The sequence below is a fragment of the Variovorax sp. Soil_C_33 genome (assembly GCF_057656935.1).
In genome coordinates this window covers 514,748-538,424 of the sequence record NZ_JBDGJK010000001.1, presented here as the reverse complement: position 1 = coordinate 538,424, position 23,677 = coordinate 514,748, and the positions used below count along the sequence as shown (strand labels likewise).

The 23,677-nt window shown below is 67.1% G+C and carries 19 protein-coding genes; 6 read left to right on the top strand and 13 right to left on the bottom strand.

Annotation, left to right across the window (positions count from 1 at the left end):
- Positions 1–14: 14 nt before the first annotated feature.
- From AC3A6B_RS02655 to AC3A6B_RS02620, 8 genes are all read right to left on the bottom strand, one after another.
- Positions 15–1,040, bottom strand: coding sequence for an ABC transporter permease (locus AC3A6B_RS02655; protein WP_487835185.1), 1,026 nt, complete (start codon positions 1,038–1,040; stop codon positions 15–17).
- On the bottom strand, positions 1,037–2,611 hold the full coding sequence (locus AC3A6B_RS02650; RefSeq protein ID WP_487835184.1) for a sugar ABC transporter ATP-binding protein: 1,575 nt from the start codon (positions 2,609–2,611) through the stop codon (positions 1,037–1,039). The genes AC3A6B_RS02655 and AC3A6B_RS02650 overlap by 4 nt, the downstream gene beginning before the upstream one ends.
- A gap of 24 nt (positions 2,612–2,635) precedes the next feature.
- On the bottom strand, positions 2,636–3,592 hold the full coding sequence (locus tag AC3A6B_RS02645) for a substrate-binding domain-containing protein (protein WP_487835183.1): 957 nt from the start codon (positions 3,590–3,592) through the stop codon (positions 2,636–2,638).
- 304 nt (positions 3,593–3,896) lie between these two features.
- On the bottom strand, positions 3,897–4,253 hold the full coding sequence (locus AC3A6B_RS02640; protein WP_487835182.1) for a hypothetical protein: 357 nt from the start codon (positions 4,251–4,253) through the stop codon (positions 3,897–3,899).
- A 133-nt stretch (positions 4,254–4,386) separates the two neighbouring features.
- Positions 4,387–6,855, bottom strand: a complete 2,469-nt coding sequence (locus AC3A6B_RS02635) for a response regulator (protein ID WP_487835181.1) — start codon at positions 6,853–6,855, stop codon at positions 4,387–4,389.
- Positions 6,852–8,555 (bottom strand): SpoIIE family protein phosphatase, encoded by a 1,704-nt coding sequence (locus tag AC3A6B_RS02630; protein ID WP_487835180.1) that lies wholly within the window; start codon positions 8,553–8,555, stop codon positions 6,852–6,854. Before AC3A6B_RS02630 ends, AC3A6B_RS02635 begins: the two co-directional genes overlap by 4 nt.
- Positions 8,556–9,118: 563 nt before the next feature.
- Positions 9,119–10,096, bottom strand: a complete 978-nt coding sequence (locus AC3A6B_RS02625; protein ID WP_487835179.1) for a tripartite tricarboxylate transporter substrate-binding protein — start codon at positions 10,094–10,096, stop codon at positions 9,119–9,121.
- Positions 10,097–10,123: 27 nt separating this feature from the next.
- Positions 10,124–11,290, bottom strand: coding sequence for a mandelate racemase/muconate lactonizing enzyme family protein (locus AC3A6B_RS02620; protein WP_487835246.1), 1,167 nt, complete (start codon positions 11,288–11,290; stop codon positions 10,124–10,126).
- Between the two features lie 105 nt (positions 11,291–11,395).
- Between AC3A6B_RS02620 and AC3A6B_RS02615 the strand changes: the two genes are divergently transcribed.
- Positions 11,396–12,295: a LysR family transcriptional regulator gene (locus tag AC3A6B_RS02615; RefSeq protein WP_487835178.1), complete on the top strand. Its 900-nt coding sequence runs from the start codon at positions 11,396–11,398 to the stop codon at positions 12,293–12,295.
- 31 nt (positions 12,296–12,326) lie between these two features.
- On the opposite strand, the gene AC3A6B_RS02610 is transcribed toward AC3A6B_RS02615, so the two are convergent.
- From AC3A6B_RS02610 to AC3A6B_RS02590, 5 genes are all read right to left on the bottom strand, one after another.
- On the bottom strand, positions 12,327–13,598 hold the full coding sequence (locus tag AC3A6B_RS02610; RefSeq protein WP_487835177.1) for an NAD(P)/FAD-dependent oxidoreductase: 1,272 nt from the start codon (positions 13,596–13,598) through the stop codon (positions 12,327–12,329).
- Positions 13,599–13,638: 40 nt separating this feature from the next.
- Positions 13,639–14,964, bottom strand: a complete 1,326-nt coding sequence (locus AC3A6B_RS02605; RefSeq protein ID WP_487835176.1) for an NAD(P)/FAD-dependent oxidoreductase — start codon at positions 14,962–14,964, stop codon at positions 13,639–13,641.
- Positions 14,965–14,984: 20 nt separating this feature from the next.
- Positions 14,985–15,704, bottom strand: coding sequence for a cupin domain-containing protein (locus AC3A6B_RS02600; protein ID WP_487835175.1), 720 nt, complete (start codon positions 15,702–15,704; stop codon positions 14,985–14,987).
- Between the two features lie 42 nt (positions 15,705–15,746).
- Entirely contained in the window at positions 15,747–17,228 is a 1,482-nt protein-coding gene (locus AC3A6B_RS02595; RefSeq protein ID WP_487835174.1) for an aldehyde dehydrogenase family protein, read from the bottom strand.
- 296 nt (positions 17,229–17,524) lie between these two features.
- On the bottom strand, positions 17,525–18,442 hold the full coding sequence (locus tag AC3A6B_RS02590; RefSeq protein ID WP_487835173.1) for a LysR family transcriptional regulator: 918 nt from the start codon (positions 18,440–18,442) through the stop codon (positions 17,525–17,527).
- A 298-nt stretch (positions 18,443–18,740) separates the two neighbouring features.
- Here AC3A6B_RS02590 and AC3A6B_RS02585 point away from each other — a divergent pair, with 298 nt between their 5' ends.
- The 5 genes from AC3A6B_RS02585 (at position 18,741) to AC3A6B_RS02565 (ending at position 23,676) form a co-directional block, all read left to right on the top strand.
- Positions 18,741–19,394: a hydrolase gene (locus AC3A6B_RS02585; protein WP_487835172.1), complete on the top strand. Its 654-nt coding sequence runs from the start codon at positions 18,741–18,743 to the stop codon at positions 19,392–19,394.
- A gap of 17 nt (positions 19,395–19,411) precedes the next feature.
- Positions 19,412–19,687, top strand: coding sequence for a DUF1427 family protein (locus AC3A6B_RS02580; RefSeq protein WP_487835171.1), 276 nt, complete (start codon positions 19,412–19,414; stop codon positions 19,685–19,687).
- Between the two features lie 104 nt (positions 19,688–19,791).
- Positions 19,792–21,681 carry an amidohydrolase gene (locus AC3A6B_RS02575; RefSeq protein ID WP_487835170.1) on the top strand — a complete coding sequence of 630 codons (1,890 nt, stop codon included), beginning with the start codon at positions 19,792–19,794 and terminating at the stop codon, positions 21,679–21,681.
- 5 nt (positions 21,682–21,686) lie between these two features.
- A complete protein-coding gene (locus AC3A6B_RS02570) occupies positions 21,687–22,082 on the top strand; it encodes a DoxX family protein (RefSeq protein ID WP_487835169.1) in 396 nt (131 codons plus the stop codon).
- Positions 22,075–23,676 (top strand): MFS transporter, encoded by a 1,602-nt coding sequence (locus AC3A6B_RS02565; RefSeq protein ID WP_487835168.1) that lies wholly within the window; start codon positions 22,075–22,077, stop codon positions 23,674–23,676. Before AC3A6B_RS02570 ends, AC3A6B_RS02565 begins: the two co-directional genes overlap by 8 nt.
- Position 23,677 lies beyond the last annotated feature (1 nt).

The window sequence follows — 23,677 nt, the reverse complement described above, 5'->3', positions numbered from 1 at the left end:
GCCTCTCCTCGTGTTCAGCGCGCGCGGCGCTGGCGCAGGGTGTCGATGATCACCGCCGCGACGATCACTGCACCGGTGATGATGCGCTTGCTCGGCTCGCTGGCGCCCACCTGCGCCAGCCCGGCCTCCAGCACCGCGATGATGAGCACGCCGAAGAAGGTGTTGACCACCGAGCCGCGCCCGCCCATCAGGCTGGTGCCGCCGATGACCACTGCCGCGATCACCTGCAGCTCGATGCCCACGCCCGCGTTGGGGTCCGCCGCCTCCAGGCGCGCGGCCTGCATCAGGCCGGCCAGGCCGGCGAGCAGGCCGGTGGCGGCGAACACGATGACGCGGATCGGGCGCGGATCGACGCCGGCCAGGCGCATCGCTTCCTCGTTGGTGCCGATGCCCACCACATAGCGCCCGAACACCGTGCGCGTGAGCAGCACGTGGCCGAGCACCACGGTCGCGAGCGCCAGCACGAAGGCGGCCGAGATGCCGCCGATCCACGGCGCGGCCAGGCCCGAGATCGCATCGCCCACGTACTGGGTGCGCGACTCGGTCACCAGGTAGGCGCCGCCGCGCACCGCCTCCAGCATGCCCAGCGAGACGATGAAGGTGGGCAGGCGCCAGGCCACCGCCACGGCGCCGGTGACGGCGCCGCACAGCAGGCCGGTGGCGAGCCCGAGCGCCGCGGCGGCCGGCACCGGCAGCTTCCATTGCACGATGGCGGCGGCCGTGACGGCCGCGCACAGGGCCAGCACCGAGCCCACCGACAGGTCGATGCCTGCGATGATCAGCACGAAGGTCATGCCCACGGCCATCACGGCGAGCGCGGGGATCTCGTTGGCGATGGAGACGAAGGTTTCCACCGTCAGGAAGTAGTCGCTCAGGCTGCTGAAGAGCGCGACCATGCCGAACAGCACCAGGGCAAGGCCGATGTAGGTGCCGAGCTGGCTGCGCAGGCTCGTGCCTGCGGTGGCCGCGGCCCCGGGCGCGGAGATCGCGAGCGGCGTCGCGTCGGGCGCTTGGGTGGGCGTAGAGCTTGGCGTAGTCATGGATGCACTTTGGAATCTGGTGAGGAAATGGGGGCGCCGGAGGAAGCCGCTCCCGTGGCATCGCCGAAGGCTGCGGCGAGCAAAGACTGCTCGCTCCAGGCGCCGCGCTCGAAGACCGCCACCAGCTGGCCGTCATGCATGACGCCGATGCGGTCGCACATCGCCATCAGTTCGCGCAGGTCGCTCGACACCATCAGCAGCGCCTTGCCGGCCTCGGCCATGCGGTCCAGCTCGGCATAGAGGTCGGCGCGCGCGCCCACGTCCACCCCGCGCGTGGGTTCGTCGAGCAGCAGCACGCGGCATTCGCGGTGCAGCCAGCGCGCGAACACGACTTTCTGCTGGTTGCCGCCGCTGAGCGTGGACGCCGGCTGCTCCTCGCTGCGCGAGCGGATGCGCAGCCGCTGCACCAGCCGGCGCGCAATGCCGCGCTCCCGACCGGCCTGGAGCCAGCCGGCGCGCGACACCGCGCCGAGATCGCTCAGGGTCGCGTTGACACGGATCGATTGCGGCAGCAGCAGTCCCTGCGACTTGCGGTCCTCCGTGACCAGGCCGATGCCGGCGCGGATCGCCTCCATGGGAGAGCGGAAGCGCCGTGCCTTCATGTCGGCCAGGCTGATCGCGCCGCGGTCCGCCGCATCGGCGCCGAACAGCAGCCGCACGAGCTCGGTGCGCCCCGAGCCCACCAGGCCGGCCAGGCCCATCACCTCGCCGGCATGCAGCGCCAGATCGACATCGCGCACCGCCTGTCCGCGGCCGAGGCCGTGCGCACGCAGCAGCACCGGCCCGGCGCGGCGGCGCGGACGGCCCTCGTGCTCGTGGACGGCGCGGCCCACCATGCGCTCGACCAGCTCCGATTCGCGCACGCCGGCCATCGCGCGCAGGTCGACGAGCCGGCCGTCGCGCAGCACCGCCACCCGATCGGCGATGCGCTGCAGTTCGTCGAGCCGGTGCGACACGTAGACGATGGCCACGCCGCGCGCCTTGAGCAGTGCGATCTGCTCGAACAGATGCGCGGTCTCGCGCGGCGTGAGCATGGCGGTGGGTTCGTCCAGCACCAGCACGCGCGTGTGGTCCTGCAGGTTGCGCGCGATCTCCACCATCTGCTGCTGCCCGATGCCCAGGCGCGCGACCGGCGTGGCCGGGTCGATGTGCTCGAGGCCGATCTTCTCGAGCTGGTGCGCGGCGAGCGCGTGCAGCTCCGCGCGGCGCAGCCAGCCGGCGCGATGCGGCAGGCGGTCCAGCAGCAGGTTCTCGGCGACCGAAAGCGTGGGCACCAGCCCGAGCTCCTGCAGCACCATGCGCACACCCCGGCCTTCGGCTTCGCGGCGTGAGTTTGGCGCGAAGGGAGCGCCTGCGAGTGTCATGCGGCCGCGCGTGGGCACCACCAGGCCGCAGATGATCTTTGACAGCGTGCTCTTGCCGGCCCCGTTTTCGCCGGTGAGCGCCAGCACCTCGCCGCCCCGCAGGGCGAGCGACACGCCGTCGAGCACGGGCGCCGCGTAGTCCTTGCCGACGTCCTGCAGGGACAGCAGCGTGGCGCCGGCGGGTGTGTCGACGGCGGTGTCGGCCATGCGCGGCGGCTTCTCTTCCTGCTTCTACTTGGCGGAGGTCTTGGTGACCAGCACCACATCCGTCTTGATCGCGGCGGGCATGGAGGCCTGGGGCGTCTTGTCGGCCAGCGCCTTCAGCGCCGTCTCGATGCCGAACACCGCCTGCTTGGCCGCGAACTGGTCGGCGGTGGCGAGCACGCGGCCGTCGGCCAGCATGGGCTTGATGGCGCCGATGTTGTCGTAGCCCACCACCTGCACCTTGGCGGTCTTGCCGGCGGCCTTGACCGCGGCTACAGCGCCCAGCGCCATGCTGTCGTTGCCGGCGAGCAGGGCCTTGAGGTCCGGATGCTCGCGCAGCATGCCGGCGGCCACCGTGTTGCCCTTGTCGATCTCCCACTGGCCGGACTGCACGCCGACCACCGTGGCGCCTGCGGCCTTCATCGCGTCCTGAAAGCCCAGCGTGCGCTGCTGCGCATTGAAGGTGGTGGATACGCCTTCGATGATGCCGACCTTGTCGCCGGCCTTCAGGCTCTTGGCCAGCTCGTCGCCGACCAGCTTGGCGCCGGCGCGGTTGTCCGGCCCGACGAAGGGGACGGTGATGTTCTTTTCCTTCAGCGCGGCAGCATCGAGCTGGTTGTCGATGTTGACCACCAGGATGCCCTTGTCGATGGCCGCCTTGACCACCGGCACCAGCGCCTTGGAATCGGCCGGCGCGATCACCAGCGCGTTGATCTTCTGCGCCATCATCTGCTCGACCATCTTGATCTGGGCTGCGGTGTCGGTCTCGTCCTTGATGCCGTTGGCGATCAGCGTGTACTGGGAGGCGTGCGCCTTCTGGTGCGCCTTGGCGCCGTCCTCCATGGTGCGGAAGAACTCGTTGGCCAGCGATTTCATGACCAGTGCGACCTTGGGCTTCTCCTGAGCCAGGGCCGGTGTGGCCGAGAAGGCGCCCAGCAGGGCGAGAAGGGCGGCGGTGTGAACCGAGCGGCAGGTGAGCTTCATGGCGTGTCTCCGGGTTTCATGGGCGGGCGGGCATTGGCCCGAGGCGCAGATACTAATAGACGGAAACGTTTGCGCAAACGTTTCCGTCTCAGGTGTTTCCCTGGTTGTCCTGGCAGCACGGTCTAACTGGCCGCCGGCTATCGGCGAGTCCTGCCTGGGGTCTCGATATCGGAAGGGCCTGGCCCTGTGGACGGCGGTACGACGATCCAGGGACGCCAGCTTTGCTATCCGAGCAGGGAGCGCATCGATGCCATAGCGCCGCCGCTGCGTATCGCGAGCAGCTTGAACTTTGACGCCTCAAGTTTCACCGGTGATACATCGCCCATTTCAGGGTCAAGATATCCGCGGCGATCTTTGCAGCATTCACCCCTGCATACGACTCGGCTGGATCGAACTGGAATCCCTCCTGGTATCGGACGATCTGTGCGTAGTCCTTGTCGAAGACCATCGGACCCGTGAGACCGGCAGGATCGACTCCTGCCGGGATCGCCAGGAACTTCTGTGGATTGCTGGCACTTTGGTAAAGGTCGACGCTCAACAGGTTCATACCACGGTCCTCGCTGCTTTGACAAAGGTGGAAGCAAGCCGCGCCACGGCCGTCCAAGCCGAGCACGATGATTGGTTGCGCTGCCATCGCGGCTCGATGGATCATTGCTTTCATGCGCGCCGCGCGCAATCAGCCTGGGCCTACAAGGTGCGCACGCCTGGCGCTGTCCAACGCGACCGTGGTCGCTCGACCCGAGACAGCGTGATCGGCGAATGGGCGAACGTACTGAACGGGACGGACTTGCCCGTCATGTCGGTTCCTTGCGACCCTCGAAATAAGCAGCCAGGCGCATCCGTTCCTGCTCGAACGCGGACATGCCGTCGAGAACCGCCTTCCAGTCGCCGATGCGGCTGGCGCGCTCGATGTGCTCGCACGCGGCTGCGAACGCGGGCGCACCGACCATCTTGCCGGCGCCCGCCATGCGGTGGGCGAATTGGGTGACTTGCGCGAGGTCGCCGGCGGCCACCGCCTGCCCGAGTCCGGCCGAGTCGTCCTCGCAGGTTCGCCGGAAGGCTGCAAGAACCTCGGCCACCACCGACGTGTCGCCGCCGCATGTCGCCGTCAGGAGCGGCTGGTCGATCGGGCTGACCGAGGGGGCGCCGTCCGGACCTGAGCCGGCGGAAGCGGCGGCGGACTGCGAGTGGGCCTCGGGAAGCGGCAGCCAGCGATCGAGCTTTTCAGTCAGCTGCGCCAGTTCCACCGGCTTGACCAGGAAGTCGTCCATGCCGGCGGCCAGGCACGCCTCGGCTTCTCCCTGCAGCGCGTTGGCGGTGCAGGCGACGATCGGCACGCGCTCGCGCCCCGCGTCGGATTCCAGAGCGCGGATGCTGCGCGCCAGTTCGTAGCCGTCCATGTGGGGCATGTGGCAGTCGGTGACGACCATTCCGAAGCGACCCGACTTCCACATCTCCAGGGCCTGCACGCCGTCGTCCGCGGTCTGGGCGGCATAGCCCAGCGTTCGCACCTGGCGCAGCAGCAGCATGCGGTTGACGGGGTGGTCATCCACCAGCAGCACCAGCGTTCCTTCCGTCTCGGCCTGCGCGGTGCCGGGAGCCATGCGGCGCATGGCCGGTCCCGCCGGGAGCGCGCGCGGGCTGTCGCCGCTGCCTGGCAGGGGCTCGGCGACCGGCAGCGACAGTTCCAGGGTGATCGTCGATCCCTTTCCCGGCGCGCTTTCCAGGCTGATCGAGCCACCCATCATCTGCGCCAACTGCCGGGAGATCACCAGCCCCAGGCCGGTGCCACCCGGCCGCCGCCGCGCCTCGTCGCCGTCCGCCTGGCTGAACGGCTGGAACAGGCGCTTCTGGTCCTCGGGCGAGATGCCGATGCCGGTGTCCTTCACCTCGAAGCGCAGGCGTTCCTGCCCATCCGCTCGCCCCAGCCATTGCACGTTGATGTCGATCCAGCCTTCGGAAGTGAACTTAATCGCATTGCTGACGAAGTTGTTGAGGATCTGGCGCAGGCGCACCGGATCGACCCGCAGCGCCGGACTGATGCGCGGGTCGACCATCCTTCGCACGACCAGGCCCTTGCTGCTGGCACTGCCCAAATAGATGCTCTGCACCTCCCCGATCAAGCGCTTGATCGAGACGACCTCAGGGCGGACCTTCAGCTTGCCGGCTTCGATCTTCGAGAAATCGAGGATGTCGTCGATGATGCGCAGCAGAGAGCGGCTCGATTCCCGCACCAGCCCGAGCGTCTCGCGCTGCTCGGCGTCCAGTTCGGTCAGGCTCAGGAGTTCCAGCATGCCCAGCATGCCGTTCATGGGCGTCCTGATCTCGTGGCTCATGGTCGCCAGGAAGGTGCTCTTGGCGCGGTTGGCGGCTTCCACCTCGGTGCTGCGCTGCGCCAGGGCCGCATTCAGCCGCTCGATTTCACGCTCCTTCTTCTTTCTTTCCGTCACGTCTTCCGACATGGTCAGCAGCCAGCGCGGCTGGCCGGCCTCGTCGAGGATCGGAATCTTCTTCGCATGGAGGACACGCACGCTGCCATCTCGGGTATGCAGGGTCTCCTCGGGGATGTCCACTTCCCGGCCCAGCGCCAGCGCTTCCTTGTCCTTGGCCGTGAAGAAGTCGGCCTCCTCTTTGGAACTGACGAAGTCGCGAGCCGTCTTGCCCAGCAACTCCTGCTCGGTGCGCCCCAGCAGTTTCTCAACGCTGCGATTGACGCGGACAAGCTTCAGATCGTCGGCGTTCTTGACGAGGACTTGATAGGGAATGTGCTGGATCACGGAGTTCAGGAAGGCATTGGCCGTCTCCAGTTCGGCGGTGCGCAGGTGAACGCGCGCCTCCAGGTCGGCGTTCAGGGCACGCAGGTCGTCTTCCACCTGACGCAAGGCCGCCATATGCTGCCGTTCGGCGATCGCTCGCCGCACCGAGTAACCCAGCCGGCGCAGGCGCCGCTTGATGACGTAGTCCGTGGCGCCGGCCTCCAAGCACTCCACCCCCTCCTCCTCGGGCAGCAACTCGGCGGTCACCACGATCAGGAGAATGCCCGGATGCTGCTGCAGCACCTGCCGCAGCAGCGCCATGCCGCCGACTTCGTAGTCGCACAGCACCAGGTCGAAGGCTTGCCGCTGCAGGGCGGAGACGAAGTCCTCCCTGGTTTGCACCCACGCGATGTCACAGGCCAGGCCCTCGGCTTGCAGCCCGGCCCGGATGCGCTGCGCATCGGCCGGGTCGTCCTCGAGATGCAGCACGCGAATGGGAGCGGTCATGTCGACCCGTCCTGCTCGCCACGCAGCGACTCGACGACGTCCTTGAACTCCTCGCGGTTGCGCTCGCTCAGCGCGGAAAGGGCCTCGTGCGACTGCAGGATCCGCTTCCGCACCACGGTCTGGTCGCTCCCGGTACCCAGCGCGTAGAGCTCGGGCGCGGCGGGAATGTCCTCGCAGATCGCGCTCAACACTTGTTGCATGCTCAGTTCTTCGAACAGGGCGCGCACGACCGGCGTCACCCCCGCGAGCATCACACCACCCCGCGCGACCAGCTCGTGCACCGTGCCGAGGCAGGTACTGTCCATGTATTCGCAGCCGGAGAGCTCCAGCACCAGGGGGCGCCCCGCGTCCAGCACGGCCAGGGCGGTTTCATGGAAGGCATCGCAATGCATCCAGCTGGCCCGGCCGCGCAACGCAAGGTAGGCGGCATCAACGGTTTCGCCGTAGAACACTGCCTCACCCTCGGGCCGCGGCGCGTCGGGTGCGGCAGTCGCGGGGAGCTCGGTGCCATTGTCGAACCAGGAAGCGCCCGCGTGCGCGTCGATGAGCAGGATGGTCACGTCATCCCGGTCCGCTGCCGCGGGGGCGTCGCCGTGAAGCTGCGTCATCGCCTCTTGCGCACTGGATAGCGGCCTGGCGAGCACCTGCTGCAGCAGCTGCAGCTCGCGCTCCGACCCGGAGGGCAGCAGCCCGTCGGTGTAGAGGAGGATGCGGTCGCCCGCCAGGAGCTGGAGACGCGCCTGGCGGAAGCGCGCGTCCGGCGCCAGTCCAAGCGCGGGGCCCGTGCGGCGGATCAGGCGGGTTTTTCGGCCGTCGCGTGCGTGCAGCACGGGCGGATGGCCCGCGGATGCCAGCGTGAGACTTGCGTTCGAGGTATCCAGCAGGCCGAAGACTGCCGTCAGGAACAGCCCGGGGGCGGCGTGCGCCTCGCAGATCGAGCGATTCACAGCGGCCAGAACCTGCGCCGGCGGCAGCGCGAGGCCCGTCATCGGGTCCACCAGGACCAGTCGCTGCTTGAACAGCACCGAGAGCATCGCCGAGGTCACCCCGTGGCCGGTGGCGTCAGCCAGGTAGAAGACGAGGTGCTGCTCGCCCAGCCGAACCACGTCGTAGAGGTCGCCGCCCACGTGCTGCCCCGGGCGGTAGACCGCCTGGATGCAATAGCCCTCCATCGGAGGCGGGCTGCGAGGCAGCAAGGCGCGCTGGATCACCTCCGCCCGCTCGAGGTCGCGGCGCAGCACTTCGGAGGCCTCCTCGAGTTCGCGGACCTTGCGCTGCAGCTCCCGATGCAACCGTTCGCGCTCGGCCAGCAGGTGCCGCCGCTCGAGCGCGTTGCGCACCGCGACGCCCATCTCTTCCGTGCGCGGCGACTTCGGCAGAAAGTCGAACGCCCCCAGCCGGATCGCGGCCACCGCCGAGTCGAAGGTCTCCAGCCCCGAAAGGACGATCCACATGGCGTCCGGCACGGCCTCGCGTCCCCAGCGCAGCAGTTCGAGGCCGTCCATCCGGGGCATCATGATGTCCGTCAGCACCAGGGCGACGTCCGGGTGCTCGCGCAGGACCTCCTGCGCCGCGATTCCATCGGCAGCTTCCAGGACCGGAGCGCAGCCGAAGCTCTCCAGTGCCAGCTTCACCATCAGTCGGGCCACCGGCTCGTCGTCCACCACCAGCGCGACCGGAGGGGCAGGGTCGAGGTTCATCACATCCCCTAGCAGCGGGTGTGCCGTGCAAGAAAGATTCTCCGAGCCGGGGGGCGCGATGGCAAGCCACCGACGCAGAGGCAGCGGCGCCGAGATGGCGTTTGGATGTAGCTGCCGGCAGCATGGCGGGGCTGGCTCGGGAAGGACGGCGGTTTGGAACGGTAGGCATATGGCCTGGCGTCCTGTCGGCCGTCTTCGAACCCTGACGGCTGCGCTGCGCCGTGCTGCTTCCGGGCCAGGCAATCCGACCCGATTTGCCGAGCCGATCATGTCGCACGATCTCTTTTCTTCCCTCGCTTCCTTCGAGTCTTCCGCTTCTGTCCCTCTTCGACTACCGCTCTAGACTGACTGATTGCGGTCGGTCACGCCGGGCGCCTGAACAGCCGCTCTCGACGTGCGGATTCAACCGGTCGATGCAAGGTATTGGCTGAACATTTCAGCCGGTGTCTGGAAGGTGACATCTCACGCAGCGGATGCCTCGATGGGGGCCGTCGGCTTGGCAGGTCCCTGCCATGTCCTCAAATGGAAAGCGCGGGCTCTATCGGCCCGCTGCCCTCGTCGCATCAGTCGGCGTATTCGCCAGCGTCCTTGATCACCTTCGACCACCGCGCTTTTTCGGCTTCGAGGTATTTCTTGTGGCCGGCAGGGTCGAGTCGGTCGTCATCGACGACTGTGAGGCCGAGCGCCTCCTCCCGCTTGATCAGATCAGGATCTTTCAACGCGGTGCGCAGTGCAGCGTTGAGCTTGGCGAGCACTGCGGGAGGCGTGCCACGCGGTGCGTACAGGCCGTGCCAGACTTGGACGTTGAAGTCTTTCAGTCCGGCTTCAGACAAGGTCGGCGCGTCCTTCAGCGCCGCGAGCGGTAGCCGCTGCAAGCTGGTGACGCCGTAGACCTTGACCTTCTTGCCCTCGATCTGCGGCACCGCGTTGGTCGCCTGTTCGCACATCACATCGACCTGGCCGCCGATGAGGTCCGTCATCGCCGGCGCGGTCCCTTTGTAGGGTACGGGCGTCATGCTCGTCTTCAGCGCGCTTTGGAACATCAGGCCGCACAGGTGCGATGCGGAACCGAGCCCCGCGTTGGCGAGGTTCACCTTGCCACCATTCGACGCGATCCACTGACGCAACTCAGCGAAGTTGCCGGCAGCGAGGCCCGGCTTGCCTATTAGCACCGAGGGCGCTTCGTTGATAAGACCCAGGGTTTCGAAATCCTCCGGCACCCTGTAGCTGAGCTTGCGGTACAGGGCCGGTGCGGTTGCCATGCCGATGTGATGCACCAGCAGCGTGTAGCCGTCCGGCGTGGCACGGGCAACCTTGGCCGAGCCGATCGTGCCGCCCGCGCCGGCGGCGTTGTCGACGATGACGGTCTGGCCGAGAGTCTTCCGAAGCGCCTCGGCCAGGTCCCGGGCGATCTTGTCGCTCGGGCCGCCGGCGGCAAAAGGCACGACCAGCGTGACGGGCTTATCGGGAAACTCTGCGCACGCCAACGAAGCGAATCCGAGCACGGCGAGGCCGGCGCCGCAGCGCCAAAGATTGATCATGATCTTGTCTCCTTGGGTTGGCGGGTGTCAGGCCGACAGCGCCTGCATCTCGCGATACAGATCGGCCTTGCCTTCGAAGCCGATGCCAAGCAAGTCGGGCAGCGTCACATAGCTGTTCTCTACCTTCACGCCATCCGGGAATCCGCCGAACGGTTGGAACAGGTCGGGGTAGGACTCGTTGCCGCCCAGTCCGAGCCCAGCGGCGATGTTCAGCGACATCTGGTGCCCGCCGTGAGGGATGCAGCGACTGGCCGACCAGCCGTGCTCCTTGAGCATCTCGAGCGTGCGCAAGTACTCCACCAGGCCGTAGCTCAGCGCGCAGTCGAACTGCAGCCAGTCGCGGTCAGGGCGCATGCCGCCGTAGCGGATCAGGTTGCGCGCATCCTGCATCGAGAAGAGGTCTTCGCCCGTGGCCATCGGGTTTCTGTAGAAGTTGCGCAGCGCCGCCTGGAGTTCGAAGTCCAGCGGGTCGCCCGGCTCCTCGTACCAGAACAGGTCGTATTGCGAAAGCGCCTTCGCGTAGGCGATGGCGGTTTCAAGGTCGAAGCGCCCGTTCGCGTCGACGCAGAGCCTCTGGCCGTCCTGCAGCACTTCCATGATCGAATCGATGCGGCGAAGGTCTTCGTCGAGCGAGGCGCCGCCGATCTTTTTCTTGACGACCGTGTAGCCACGGTCGATGTAGCTGCGCATCTCGTCCTGGAGCTTCCTGTGGTCCTGCCCAGGGTAGTAGTAGCCGCCCGCCGCGTAGACGAAGATCTTGCGGTTCGGCTTTCCGTCTCCGTAGCGGTCCGCCAGCAACTGGAAGAGGGGCTTGCCTGCGATCTTGGCCACGGCGTCCCACACCGCCATGTCGATCGTGCCGATCGCCACGGAGCGTTCACCATGGCCGCCCGGCTTCTCGTTGGTGAACATCGTGTTCCAGATCTTGTGCGGGTCGAGGTTGTCGCCCGTGTCGTCGACGAGCAGAGTCGGATCCGCTTCGAGGATGCGCGGGATGAACCGCTCGCGCATCAGCTTGCCCTGGCCATAGCGACCGTTCGAATTGAAACCGTAGCCGACGACCGGCTTGCCGTCGCGGATCACGTCAGTGATCACCGCGACAAGACTCAGCGTCATCTTGCTAAAGTCGATGTAGGCGTTGCGGATGGGCGAGCTGATGGGGATGGTTTTCTCACGGATTTCGACGATCTTCATGGTTGGCTTCAGGGGGTGTTTGATTGAGAGCCTGTATGGTCCGCCGCACGGGCTTTTCGGGCCAATGCTCTTTTTCGCTGCTTTTATGCACCGGACGAATCGCACATGAATCTGATCTGGCTTGAAGACTTTGTGGCCCTGGCTGCCACGGGAAACTTTTCGCGCGCTGCGGAGGACCGCCACAGCTCCCAACCCGCGTTTAGCCGGCGCATTCGTGCCCTGGAGGAGTGGATCGGCGCCGAGCTTTTCGACAGGAGTTCGCAACCCGCCAAACTGACCGAAGTCGGCGAATGGTTCACCGGCGCGGCACAGGAATTGATCGCCAGAGTCGCGCGGGTGCCGGGTGACGCCAAGAAGGTCGCCGAGGCCAGTTCGGTCACCTTGCGCATCGCGTCCACGCATGCGCTCTCTTTTACTTTTTTGCCGCGATGGTTGCGAAGCCTCGAATCAAATACGACGCTCGGCCCGGTGCAACTGATGTCCGACGTGCTTCAGCGTTGCGAAGCACTGATGCTGCAAAGCAAGGTTCAGTTTGTGTTGAGCCACGCGCACAGCAAGGCGCAAGGGGCGCTGGATGCAGAGCCGTACAGGTCGGCCCAGATCGGTGCGGATCTCCTGATCGCGGTGTCGGCGCCGGACGAGGAAGGTAACGCGCGTTATCAGCTCGCGCGTCAAGGCGGACCTGCAGTACCTGTGCTTCAGTACACCGAGGAATCAGGGCTGGGACGCATCATGCGCGCCGTGATCGGTCGCAGGCTGGAGTCAGTTCCTGCGCAGGCTGTCTTCACGGCTCATCTCGCCTCTGTCCTCAGAACGATGGTGCTAGACGGTAGGGGGATCGCGTGGTTGCCGCAGACGCTGGTGGAGGACGATATCGACCAGGGTCGGCTTGTCGCCGCGGCGAGCAACGATTGGGAAGTTCCCTTGGAAATAAGGCTCTATCGCGACAGCGAGCTTTTGGGGAAGGCCGCCAACGCGTTCTGGAACGCCGCGATTGAAGTGTGATCGCATCTTGTCGTGGTGACCGCAGGGTATGTCAACTGCGGCCAGTTGGACGAATCCACAATCTAAGACCTAAGACCGCTTCGCCTTGCGGACGTCCATCACGACAGCCCATGTGGCAGCAGTGGGCCCAATGCCGGGCTGGGCCTCTTCGCCGCTCAAGACAGTGGGCATGGTGGTGATCCAGGGCCTGCGTCGGATGGTCTGCGGCGGGAAAGCGATCGCCACGAAAGGCGTCCAGCTCCTCGGGCGCGCCCGCGCCGCCGATCCACGGGGCGATGCGAAAGGCGTGGGCCGCGGCCAGAGTCACGCCGCTGTGGCAAGTGACGACGTAGGCGCCTGGGCAGGATTTCGATTCCTGGTAGATCGGATAGCCGTCGGGCGTCATCACCCGCAACGCGCCCCATACCCGAACCACATTGAGCTGGCCGAGCATGGGAAAACTGGCGATGGCACGGCGCGCGAGCTCGGCCGAGGTGCTGGTCGTTGTGCTGTCGTCAAAGCCCGCATCTTCCATGGACTCCCCGATCTGGATGCCGCCCTCGTCGGTCTGCCGGATATGCCCCGTGGGACAGTCGAAGAGCTTCTCGGTGCGCGCGGTGACGATCAATTGCCCGCGATTCGGCCGCACCGGCGCGTGGAGGCCGACCTGACCGGCCGGGCTCGCGTTGCCGAGTCCCGCGGCCAGTACGAGCTTGGGCGCGCGAAACCGCTGGCCCCGGACGTGCGCCGTGAACTGGCCGTCTGCGTGCGTGATGCGCTCCACCCCGTGGCCTGTCTTCAGCATCACGCCTCGCTGGATGCATGCGGTGTGCAGGGCGCGCAGCAGCTTGAGCGGATTGACATGGCCGTCCATCGGCGAGTAGCTGGCGCCGACCACCTTCGGTCCGACGTGGGGCAATCGCTGCAGCAGCGCCGCGCGGTCCAGGATCTCGTAGGGATATTCGCCGCCAACTTCATCGCGCACGGCGGCAAGCCGCTCGCTGCGCGCCTCGAGCTCGGCCTCGGAAAAGCACAGGTTGAAGGCGCCGTTCTGCCTGGCCTGGACATCGATGCCGGTTTCGCCCTGAAGTCGCGCGGCGAGCGCGGGCCGCAGCCGCGCGGACTCCCGGGTCCAGCGGGCATAGTGGGGAACGCCGCGACCCTTGCCGTGAACCCAGATCAAGCCGAAGTTCCCGCGCGAAGCGCGAAACGCATCGTCGCCTTCATCCAGGACCGTGACGCTCTTGCCGAGCTGGCCCAGCCCGTAGGCCACTGCCGTGCCCACCAAGCCGCCGCCAATCACGATCACATCGCTCGAAGACATGTGTGCCTTTGGTGGCCGTTGCCGCGATGCTGTGCTCGGCCTAGAAATCAGCGACCTTGCCCCATGCTGAGCCGCTGAATCGCTCCGGCCGGTACGGTATGGGATCCACGATTGGTTCGGCACCGGTGGCAAGGTCCGCGATCAGGTGGCCCGCGCCGGGGCCGATGCCAAAGCCGTGTCCCGAAAAGCCCGCAGCCAGGATGAAGCCCGGTATGGACGGCACTTCGCCGATGCCGGGAACACCGTCCGGCGTGCTGTCGACGAAGCCGGCCCAGGCGTGCGTGATCTTGGCGTCGCGAAGCTTGGGCAGCAGCTCGACGGCGCGGCGGCGGGTCTCCCTGACCGTGGACAAACAGGGCTTCGGATCGAGGATGCGCACCGCCTCCATCGGCGTCGGCGCATCGAGCCGCCACCGCTTCAGCGTTTCGTGGCCACCACGAATGCCTTGCAGGCCTCCCGGCAGAAGGCTGCGCCAGCGCTTGGCGAACATGGGCACGAATTGCGGGGCGAATCGCATGAACTGTGGCGTCACGTCCACGCGTGCGCGGCCGCTGATGGCCAGTGCGTAGCGTCCGTCGTTGCGGCGCGTGACGGACACGCCCGCCGTAAACAGAGCATCCGGCAAGCGATGTTCCACAGGGGACACGCTAAGGATGGATTGCCGAATCGAGGCCTGGGGAAAGCGGATGCCGAGCTGCCGGCAGAACGAGGAGGCCCAGGCGCCACCGGCGAGCACGGCCGTCCTGGTCTTGATGACCCCGGCTTCCGTGATCACGCCGCTGACCCGTCCACCTTCCGTCTCGATGCCGCGGGCCGCGCAATTCTGATGGACGCTGCCCCCGAGCTTGATGAGCGCAGCGGCCACGGCCGGCGCAGCCTTGCCAGGATCGGCGGTGCCATCGGTGGGCGAGAAGACGCCGCCCTTCCAGGCGCGGCCGGTCGCCTGCCCGCGCTCGGCGGCCTCACGGCCACTCAGCATGTGGGTCGTCACGCCTGCGGTCTTCGCAAAATCGCGCCAGCTGGCCCAGCGGGAAATTTCGGCCTCGTCATTGCTGAGATAGAGGAGCCCGCAGCGATGAAAGCCCGTGTCTTCACCGCTCTCGGCGGCAAATTGTTCCCACAGGTCGAGACTCTTGCTCGCCATCGGCAGTTCGCGCGCGTCGCGGTTCTGCTGCCGGCACCAGCCCCAATTGCGGCTCGATTGCTCGGCGCCGATCCTGCCCTTTTCCACCAGGGCCACCGAAACGCCGCGCTTGGCCAGGTAGTAGGCGGTAAAGACGCCGATGATGCCGCCGCCGATCACGACGACGTCAGCCGAGGCCGGCAGCGTGGCCGAGGTTTGAATGTGGTGCAGCGGAGGAGACATGATGAAACTCGCTCGCCCGTTCAAGCCTGGACGCTTTGAACGACGTAGAACTTCGCCACGCGATCGCTGCTTTCCCATCCGATCGGTGCGCCCTGGGGCACGAAAATCGCATCGCCCGTGCCCACCGACAGCACGCTGCCATCAGGGGCTGCAAACCGCACGCTGCCGGCCAGGAGATGCATGAACTCGTTCATGCGATGCGGGCGAACGATCCGATGGTAGGGGGTCGAATCCCAGGTGCCCGCGAGGTACTGCGCGCCGTCCTCGGTGAAGACATTGTCGCTGCGACATTGCGGGGTCAGGCCCAGCAGCGTCTCCGCCGGTGGCGGGGTGGACGGCTTGAAGTCGGCGTCGGCGCGCAGGGGGATGAGGCCGCGCATGGTCGGCTTCTCGCAAGCGGCCGCGCAGAACGAAAACCGTACGCGAGATTCGGCCTGGATGCGAAGCGCCGTACCGCAGCCGATGACAGCGCCCGCTTGTGGACCAAGCACCAGCGGGGCCGCCCCGGCCGCCGTCAGGGTCAGCGCTCCTTCCGCAACGACAATGGTTTCGACGTGGGGATAGCTTGCGACTTCGAGCTCGCCGATGAAGCTGGTGCGGCCCGCGATCATCGAGCCCGGTCCTTCCCACGCGATCTCGCGATGCCGCGCAAAAGGATCGTCCTTGCCGAACGGCGCCCTGCGGAAAGAGGTTGAAACGGGTGCGCCGTTGGCGCGATGCAGCACGAGGGCCACGGTCATGATTGCTCCTGCGCGTTGCGCGATGTCTTCACTGAAAGTCTGTCAATCGATACTGGGCGCCGAGGCATCCTGGAAGCCAAGAATGGCTTTGGTTTCCAGATACTCCTCGAGACCTTCTATTCCGTACTCGCGGCCATTTCCCGAGCGCTTGTAGCCACCGAAGGGGGCATGCGGGTTCCAGGCCGGGTAGTTGATGTGCACCTGCCCGGACCGGATGCGCATCGCCACGGCGCGCGCCGCGCCGAGGTCCCGCCCTTGCACGTGGGCGCCCAGGCCGTAGACGGTGCCGTTGGCGATCTCCACGGCCTCGTCCACGCTGTCGTAGGGGATCAACGCGAGCACTGGCCCGAAGATCTCCTCCTGCGCGATCTGCATCTGAGGATGCACCGCGGAGAAGATGGTTGGACGGCAGTAGAAGCCGCGGCTTAAAGCCTCTGGCCGCCCGAGGCCGCCACAAATGAGTCGCGCGCCTTCGGCGATTCCGATGCCGATCATTTCCTGCACCCGATTGAACTGCGCGCGATTCGCCACCGGGCCGTGCGTGGTCTGCTGCGAACGCGGATCGCCCACGACGATGCTGGATGCCGCTTCGAGCGCGAGCCGCTCAACCTCCTGGAGGCGCTCGCGGGACACGATCATGCGAGTCGGTGCGCTGCAGGATTGGCCGACATTGCGGAAGGCGGCCGCTACGCCTGCCGGTATGGCACGCGCCAGGTCCGCATCCGGTAGGATGAGGTTGGGCGATTTCCCGCCGAGTTCCTGCGCCACGCGCTTCACCGTCGGCGCGGCCGCTTGGGCAACCAGCACGCCGGCTCTTGTCGAACCGGTGATCGAGATCATGTCCACGTCGGGATGCGCCGACAGCGCGGCGCCGACCTCCGGCCCATTGCCGTTCACCAGGTTGAACACACCCGGCGGGATGCCGGCGTCGTGCATCACCTCGGCAAAAAGCAAGGCGCTCAGGGGCGACAGCTCGCTGGGCTTCAGAACGACCGTACATCCCGCTGCCAGGGCCGGGCCGACCTTGGCGGTGATCTGGTAGAGCGGCCAGTTCCAGGGGGTGATCAGGCCGCACACGCCGATGGCCTCGCGCATGATGGCCATGTCCACCCGATGGGTGACAAACGGATAGCTGGCCGCATTTTCGCGGGCCACGCGGATGTGCTCGGCCGCAGACGGCACCTGCATGCTGCGCGCGAAGCCGATGGCAGCGCCCATCTCCAGCGAGATCGCCTGGGCGAACAGTTCTGCTCGCTCGAGGATCAAGGTGTGGACGCGGTCGAGAAGCAAGGCCCTGCTCTGGGCGGAGCTCACGGACCAGGTCGCGAATGCGCGTCGCGCCGCAGCCACGGCTGCAGCGACATCTCTTGCACTTCCCAGCGCGATCTCCGCGACCGGCTCTTCGGTCGACGGATCGATGACAGCGCTTCGAGCTTGCCCATGAGGCGTGACCCATTCGCCGTCGATGAACACGCGGTCCAGGCGGCCAGCGCTCCTGAGGCGCTCGATGATGGAGGAGTTCACGGAGTCGGTCCTTTGGAAACGGCGTCAGGGTTGCTCATTGCCATCAACAAAAGCGTGGCCATGGATGCTTGGTAATGCGGTGGGATGCGTCATGAAGGGGCTGAGGCCGGGCCTTTGGATGTCCAAAAGTTTAGGCCGCGTGCCCCTCTCGGCGGTGCTGCAATGAGGGTCTTGCACAAAGCAGGCTGCGGTTGTGCGGGTCGCTACAGCAGATCCTGCCATCGCGCATAGGTGATGGGCCTTCACATCGGTCGCACTCGAGCCGAGCCGATTGATCCGCCCGCCGCGCCGCGGCGTCAGGAGTTCCAGCCGGATCGCGGAAGCAGCGCTGGCACCAGCCGCCGGTTCAACTGCTTCACCCACCATTGCAGGGCCTGGCCCTTGGCGCCGGTCTTCCAACCGAGCCAGAAAGCCTCGGGCGCACGGGGTTCTTCAATGGCGAGTTCCAGCAGGGTGCCGCGCGTCAGTTCGCTCTGGATGCAGGCGCGAGGCAGAAAGCCGTGTCCGAGGCCGGCCATCTGGCAGGCGATCTTTGCGGCCATCGACGGCACGGCGATGCGCTGCTGGCCGGAGAGCAATCCCACCGTGCGGTCGGATAGGGTGCGCGCGCTGTCGCTCACCACGATGGCGTTGTGTTCCATCAAGTCGCCGCGGTTCAGCGGCCGGCCGAGCCGGGTCAGCGGATGCGTCGGCGCGACGCAGAATGCGAAATCGAGGCTGCCCACCATGACCGCCTGATAGCTCCCGCCGGCCGGCCCTTCGCCCGCGGCAATGACGATGTCGGCGCGCCCTTCGCGCAATGCCTCCCAGCTACCGGTGAGTGCCTCGCAACCGATGCGCAGCCGCGTGCCGCAGCGCAGCGCCTCGAACGCGCGGATGTCGTCGATGAGCGCTTGCGTCGGAATCACCGAGTCGTGCACCAGCCGCAGCTCCGACTCGAAGCCGGTGGCGATCTGCCGCATGCGCGATTCGAGATCGCTCGCGGCGCCGAGCAGCCAGCGGCCCTCCCTGAGCATTTCTTCGCCGGCCGCGGTGAGGGTCACGCGCGGCCCGTTGCGCACGAACAGCAGCATGCCCAGCTGCTCCTCGAGCTTGCCCACCGCGTACGAGATGGTGGAAGGCACCTTGTTCAGGCGCGCGCCGGCGGCGGCGAAGGAGCCGTGGCGCGCGATGGCGTCCACGAGCTCGATGGCTTCCAGGCTGAGTTTGAGCACGGGCTGGTCCTTGCGAAATGGATGATCGAAAAATTCGATGATTGAAGCCGAAAAGTTTCGTCAACAGGCCTCGTCGAACGAAAGATGATTCAGCCATGCCTCGGAGATTTCTCTTCGAGGCCATTGTGAATCAGATCGAATTCATCGAACCACAAACCAGCAGGCCGGCGCGACGGCAAATGTCCAAACGGCCTCACTAATTGACAAGACACGCAGGCTTGCCGAAACGAGGATGCATGTCGCCGCCGATCTCCTGTTCTTTTTTCATTTTTGTCCACTCGTTGAAACGGAGTACCTCATGTCCCTCGAAGCCACCCCGACCGCCGGCGCCAAGCTGCTCACCCCCACCGACCACACGCTGGTGATGATCGACTTCCAGTCGCAGATGGCCTTCGCCACTCACTCGATCGATGCGGTGAACCTGCGCAACAACGCCGCTTTGGTGGCGCAGGCCGCGGCCGGCTTCAAGGTCTCGACCATCCTGACGACGGTGGCCGAGAAGAGCTTCTCGGGCCCGATGTTCAGCGAGATCACCGACGCCTTCCCGGGCCAGAAGATGCTCGACCGCACCTCGATGAACACCTGGGAAGATGCGGCGGTGATCGACCGCGTGAACCAGATCGGCAAGCCGCGCATCGTGCTGGCGGGCCTGTGGACCAGCGTGTGCATCGTCGGGCCGGCGCTGTCGGCGCTCGACCAGGGCTTCGAGGTGTACGTGATCGCCGACGCCTGCGGCGACGTGTCGGCCGAGGCGCACAACCGCGCGATGGAACGCATGGTGCAGGCCGGCGCGCAGCCGATGACCTCGCTGCAGTACCTGCTCGAGCTGCAGCGCGACTGGGCCCGTGGCGACACCTACGAGCTGACCACCGGCATCGCGAAGAAGGTCGGCGGCGCCTACGGCCTGGGCGTGACCTACGCCAAGACGATGTTCGGCGCGCACGAAGGCTGAACGCCGCGGTGAACAAGATGAAGCCCTACGTCCTGTCGCTCGCGCTCGGCCTGCTGGTCGGTGTGATCTACGCACTGTTCCAGGTGCGCTCGCCGGCCCCGCCGGTCATCGCCCTCGTGGGGCTTCTCGGGATCCTGCTCGGCGAGCAGATCCCGCCGCTCATCAAGAGCGTGATCAAGCCCGATGCTGTGGCCACCTCGTGGCTGCAGCACCAGGTCAAGCCGCATGTGTTCGGCGAGCTGCCGCAATGCGCCAAAGCTGGCCCGGCCGCCACGCCCCGCAAAGACGCATGAGCGATTCATTCGACGAACAGCGCCGCCGGCTGTGCCTCGGCACGCTTGGCGCCGCGCTGGCTGGTGCCGCAATGGCCCAACCCACCCCCCCAAGGACACCCGACATGGCAGGCACCACCGCCCCCGACCTGATCCTGCACAACGGCCGCTTCACCACGCTGGACCGTGCCAACCCCGCGGCCGACGCCGTCGCCATCAAGGACGGCCGCTTCACCCGCGTCGGCCGCGCACACGACATCCTGCCGCTGGCAGGCAGCAACACTCGCGTGATCGAACTGCAGGGCAGGCGCGTGCTGCCGGGCCTCATCGACAACCACCTGCACATCATTCGCGGCGGCCTCAACTTCAACCTCGAGCTGCGCTGGGACGGCGTGCGCAGCCTGGCCGATGCGATGGGCATGCTCAAGCGCCAGGTCGCCATCACGCCAGCGCCGCAATGGGTGCGCGTGGTTGGCGGCTTCACCGAGCACCAGTTCGTGGAGAAGCGCCTGCCGACCATCGAAGAGCTCAACGCGGTGGCGCCCGATACGCCGGTGTTCCTGCTGCACCTGTACGACCGTGCCCTGCTCAACGGCGCGGCGCTGCGGTCCGTCGGCTACACGAAGGACACGCCCGCGCCGCCCGGCGGCGAGATCGTGCGCGACAGCGCTGGAAATCCCACAGGCCTGCTGCTGGCCAAGCCCAACGCCTCGATCCTCTATGCCACGCTTGCCAAGGGGCCGAAGCTGCCCTTCGAGTACCAGCTCAACTCGACGCGCCACTTCATGCGCGAACTCAACCGCCTGGGCGTGACCGGCGCGATCGACGCGGGCGGCGGCTTTCAGAATTTCCCCGAGGACTACCAGGTGATCCAGCAGCTGGCCGACGCCGGCCAGCTCACCATCCGCCTCGCCTACAACCTCTTCACCCAGAAGCCGAAGCAGGAGAAGCAGGATTTCCTCAACTGGACCGCCACGTCGAAGTACAAGCAGGGCGACGACTACTTCCGCCACAACGGCGCCGGCGAGATGCTGGTGTTCTCGGCCGCCGACTTCGAGGACTTCCGCCAGCTGCGCCCGGATATGGCGCCCGAGATGGAAGGCGAGCTCGAGGAAGTGGTGCGCGTGCTGGTGCAGAACAAGTGGCCGTGGCGCCTGCATGCCACCTACGATGAGACCATCGACCGTGCGCTCGACGTCTTCGAGAAGGTCAACCGCGACACGCCGCTCGCCGGCCTGAACTGGTTCTTCGACCATTGCGAAACGATCTCTGAGAAGTCGATCGACCGCATCGCCGCGCTGGGGGGCGGCATCGCGGTGCAGCATCGCATGGCCTACCAGGGCGAGTACTTCGTCGAGCGCTACGGCGCCGGTGCGGCCGAGGCCACACCGCCGGTCAAGCGCATGCTCGAGAAGGGCGTGAAGGTGTCGGCCGGCACCGACGCCACGCGCGTCGCCTCGTACAACCCGTGGGTGTCGCTGTCGTGGCTGGTCACGGGCCAGACCGTCGGCGGCATGCAGCTCTACCCGCAGCGCAACTGCCTCGACCGCGAGGCCGCGCTGCGCATGTGGACGGAGAACGTGACCTGGTTTTCCAACGAGATCGGCAAGAAGGGCCGCATCGAGCCCGGCATGCTGGCCGACCTGGTGGTGCCCGACCGCGACTTCTTCGGCTGCCCGGAATCGGAGATCGCCGACACCACGGCGCTGCTGACCATGGTCGGCGGCAAGGTGGTGTACGCCGCGGGGCCGTTCCAGGCGCACGACGAGGGCACGCCACCGCCCGCGATGCCCGACTGGTCGCCGGTGCGCAGCTTCGGCGGCTATGGCGGCTGGGGCGACGCCGAGGGCGCGCCGCTGCAAAAGGCGATGCGCCACGCGGCCATGTCCTGTGCCTGCGCCAACAACTGCAACGTGCACGGCCACCAGCATGCCACTGCGTGGAGGAGCAAGCTGCCGATTGCCGATCTCAAAAGCTTCTGGGGCGCGCTCGGCTGCGCCTGCTGGGCGGTCTGATGACGATGCGCTGGACAACCGGCCCCGCGCTGCGCTGGATCGCATTGCTGCTGCTATGCGCCGCCTACCTGCAGGGCGGCTTCAACAAGGCCGTGGATTTCGACGCCGCCATCGCGGAGATGAACCACTTCGGCCTGGCGCCCGCGGCACCGCTGGCCGTGGCGGTCATCGTGCTGGAACTGGGCGCCTCGGCGCTCATCCTCACCGGCTTCTTCCGCTGGCTCGGCGCGCTGGCGCTGGGCGGCTTCACGCTGTTCGCGACCTTCGTCGCGCTGCGGTTCTGGGAGATGCCGCAGCCGGAGCGCTTCATGGCCGCCAATTCCTTCTTCGAGCACCTGGGCCTGGTCGGCGGCTTCCTGCTGGTGGCCTGGCAGGACCTGCGGGAGCGTGCCCATGTCTGAACCTCAGTCCAGCGCGGTTGCGTCGTCAACCCCGCCCGGCGCCTTCGCGCCGCTGCGCCAGCCGGTGTTCGCGGTGCTGTGGGCCGTCACCGTGCTAGGGAACATCGGCAGCTTCATGCGCGATGTGGCGAGCTCATGGCTGGTGACCGACCTGTCGGCGAACCCGACTGCGGTGGCGCTGGTCCAGACCGCGGCCACGCTGCCGATCTTCCTGCTGGCGATACCGGCCGGCGTGCTCTCCGACATTCTCGACCGGCGCCGTTTCCTGATCTTCGTGCAACTGGTGCTCGCGGCCGTGAGCGGCACGTTGCTGGTGCTCTCGCACACCGGCGCGCTCACGGTCGAGTACCTCATCGCGCTGACCTTCGTGGGCGGCATCGGCGCCGCGCTGATGGGGCCGACCTGGCAGTCGATCGTGCCGGAGCTAGTGCCGCGCGCCGAGCTGAAGAGCGCGGTGGCGCTGAACTCGCTCGGCATCAACATCGCGCGCTCCATCGGCCCGGCCGCGGGCGGCCTGATCCTCGCGAGCTTCGGTGCGGCGGTCACCTACGGGGTCGACGTGCTGAGCTATGCGTTCGTGATCGCGGCGCTGCTGTGGTGGAAGCGCCCGGCGGTGGCCGACAGCGGCCTGTCCGAGAATTTTCTCGGCGCTTTCCGCGCCGGCCTGCGCTACACGCGCGCCAGCAAGGAGCTGCACGTGGTGCTGCTGCGCGCCGCCGTGTTCTTCCTGTTCGCCAGCTCGGTCTGGGCCCTCCTGCCGCTGGTGGCGCGCCAAATGCTCGGCGGCACGGCCGGCTTCTACGGCATCCTGCTGGGCGCGGTGGGGGCGGGCGCGATCGCCGGTGCGCTGGTCATGCCGCGGCTGCGCGCACGGCTCGATGCGGACGGGCTCATCCTGCTGGCGTCCGTGCTCACCGCGGCCGTCATGGGCAGCCTCGTGTTCGCGCCGCCGCAATGGCTCGCCGTGCTGCTGCTGTTGGTGCTGGGGCTGGGCTGGATCATCGCGCTGACCACGCTCAACGGCGTGGCGCAGTCCATCCTGCCGAACTGGGTGCGCGGGCGCGGGTTGGCGGTGTATCTCACCGTGTTCAACGGCGCCATGGCCGCAGGCAGCCTGGGCTGGGGGCTGGTCGCGCAGCAGATCGGCGTGCCGGCCACGCTGCTGGTGGGCGCGGTGGGGCTGCTGGTGGCGGCGGTCCTGTTCCACCGCGTGCGGCTGCCGGCGGGCGAGGCCGATCTGCAGCCCTCCAACCACTGGCCCGAACCGCTTGTTGCCGAGCCTGTTGCGCACGACCGCGGGCCCGTGATGATCCAGGTCGAGTACCGCATCCGCAAGGACGACCGCCCGGCGTTCCTGGCCGTGATGAAGCGGCTCTCGCTGGAGCGCCGCCGCGACGGCGCCTACGCCTGGGGCATCACCGAGCACACGGGCGATGCCGAGCGCATCGTGGAGTGGTTCCTCGTCGAGTCGTGGGCCGAGCACCTGCGCCAGCACCACCGCGTGTCGCATGCCGACGCCGACCTGCAAGGCGAGGCCATGCGTTTCCACATCGGCCCGGGCAAGCCCGAGGTGCATCACTTTCTTTCTCTCTGAC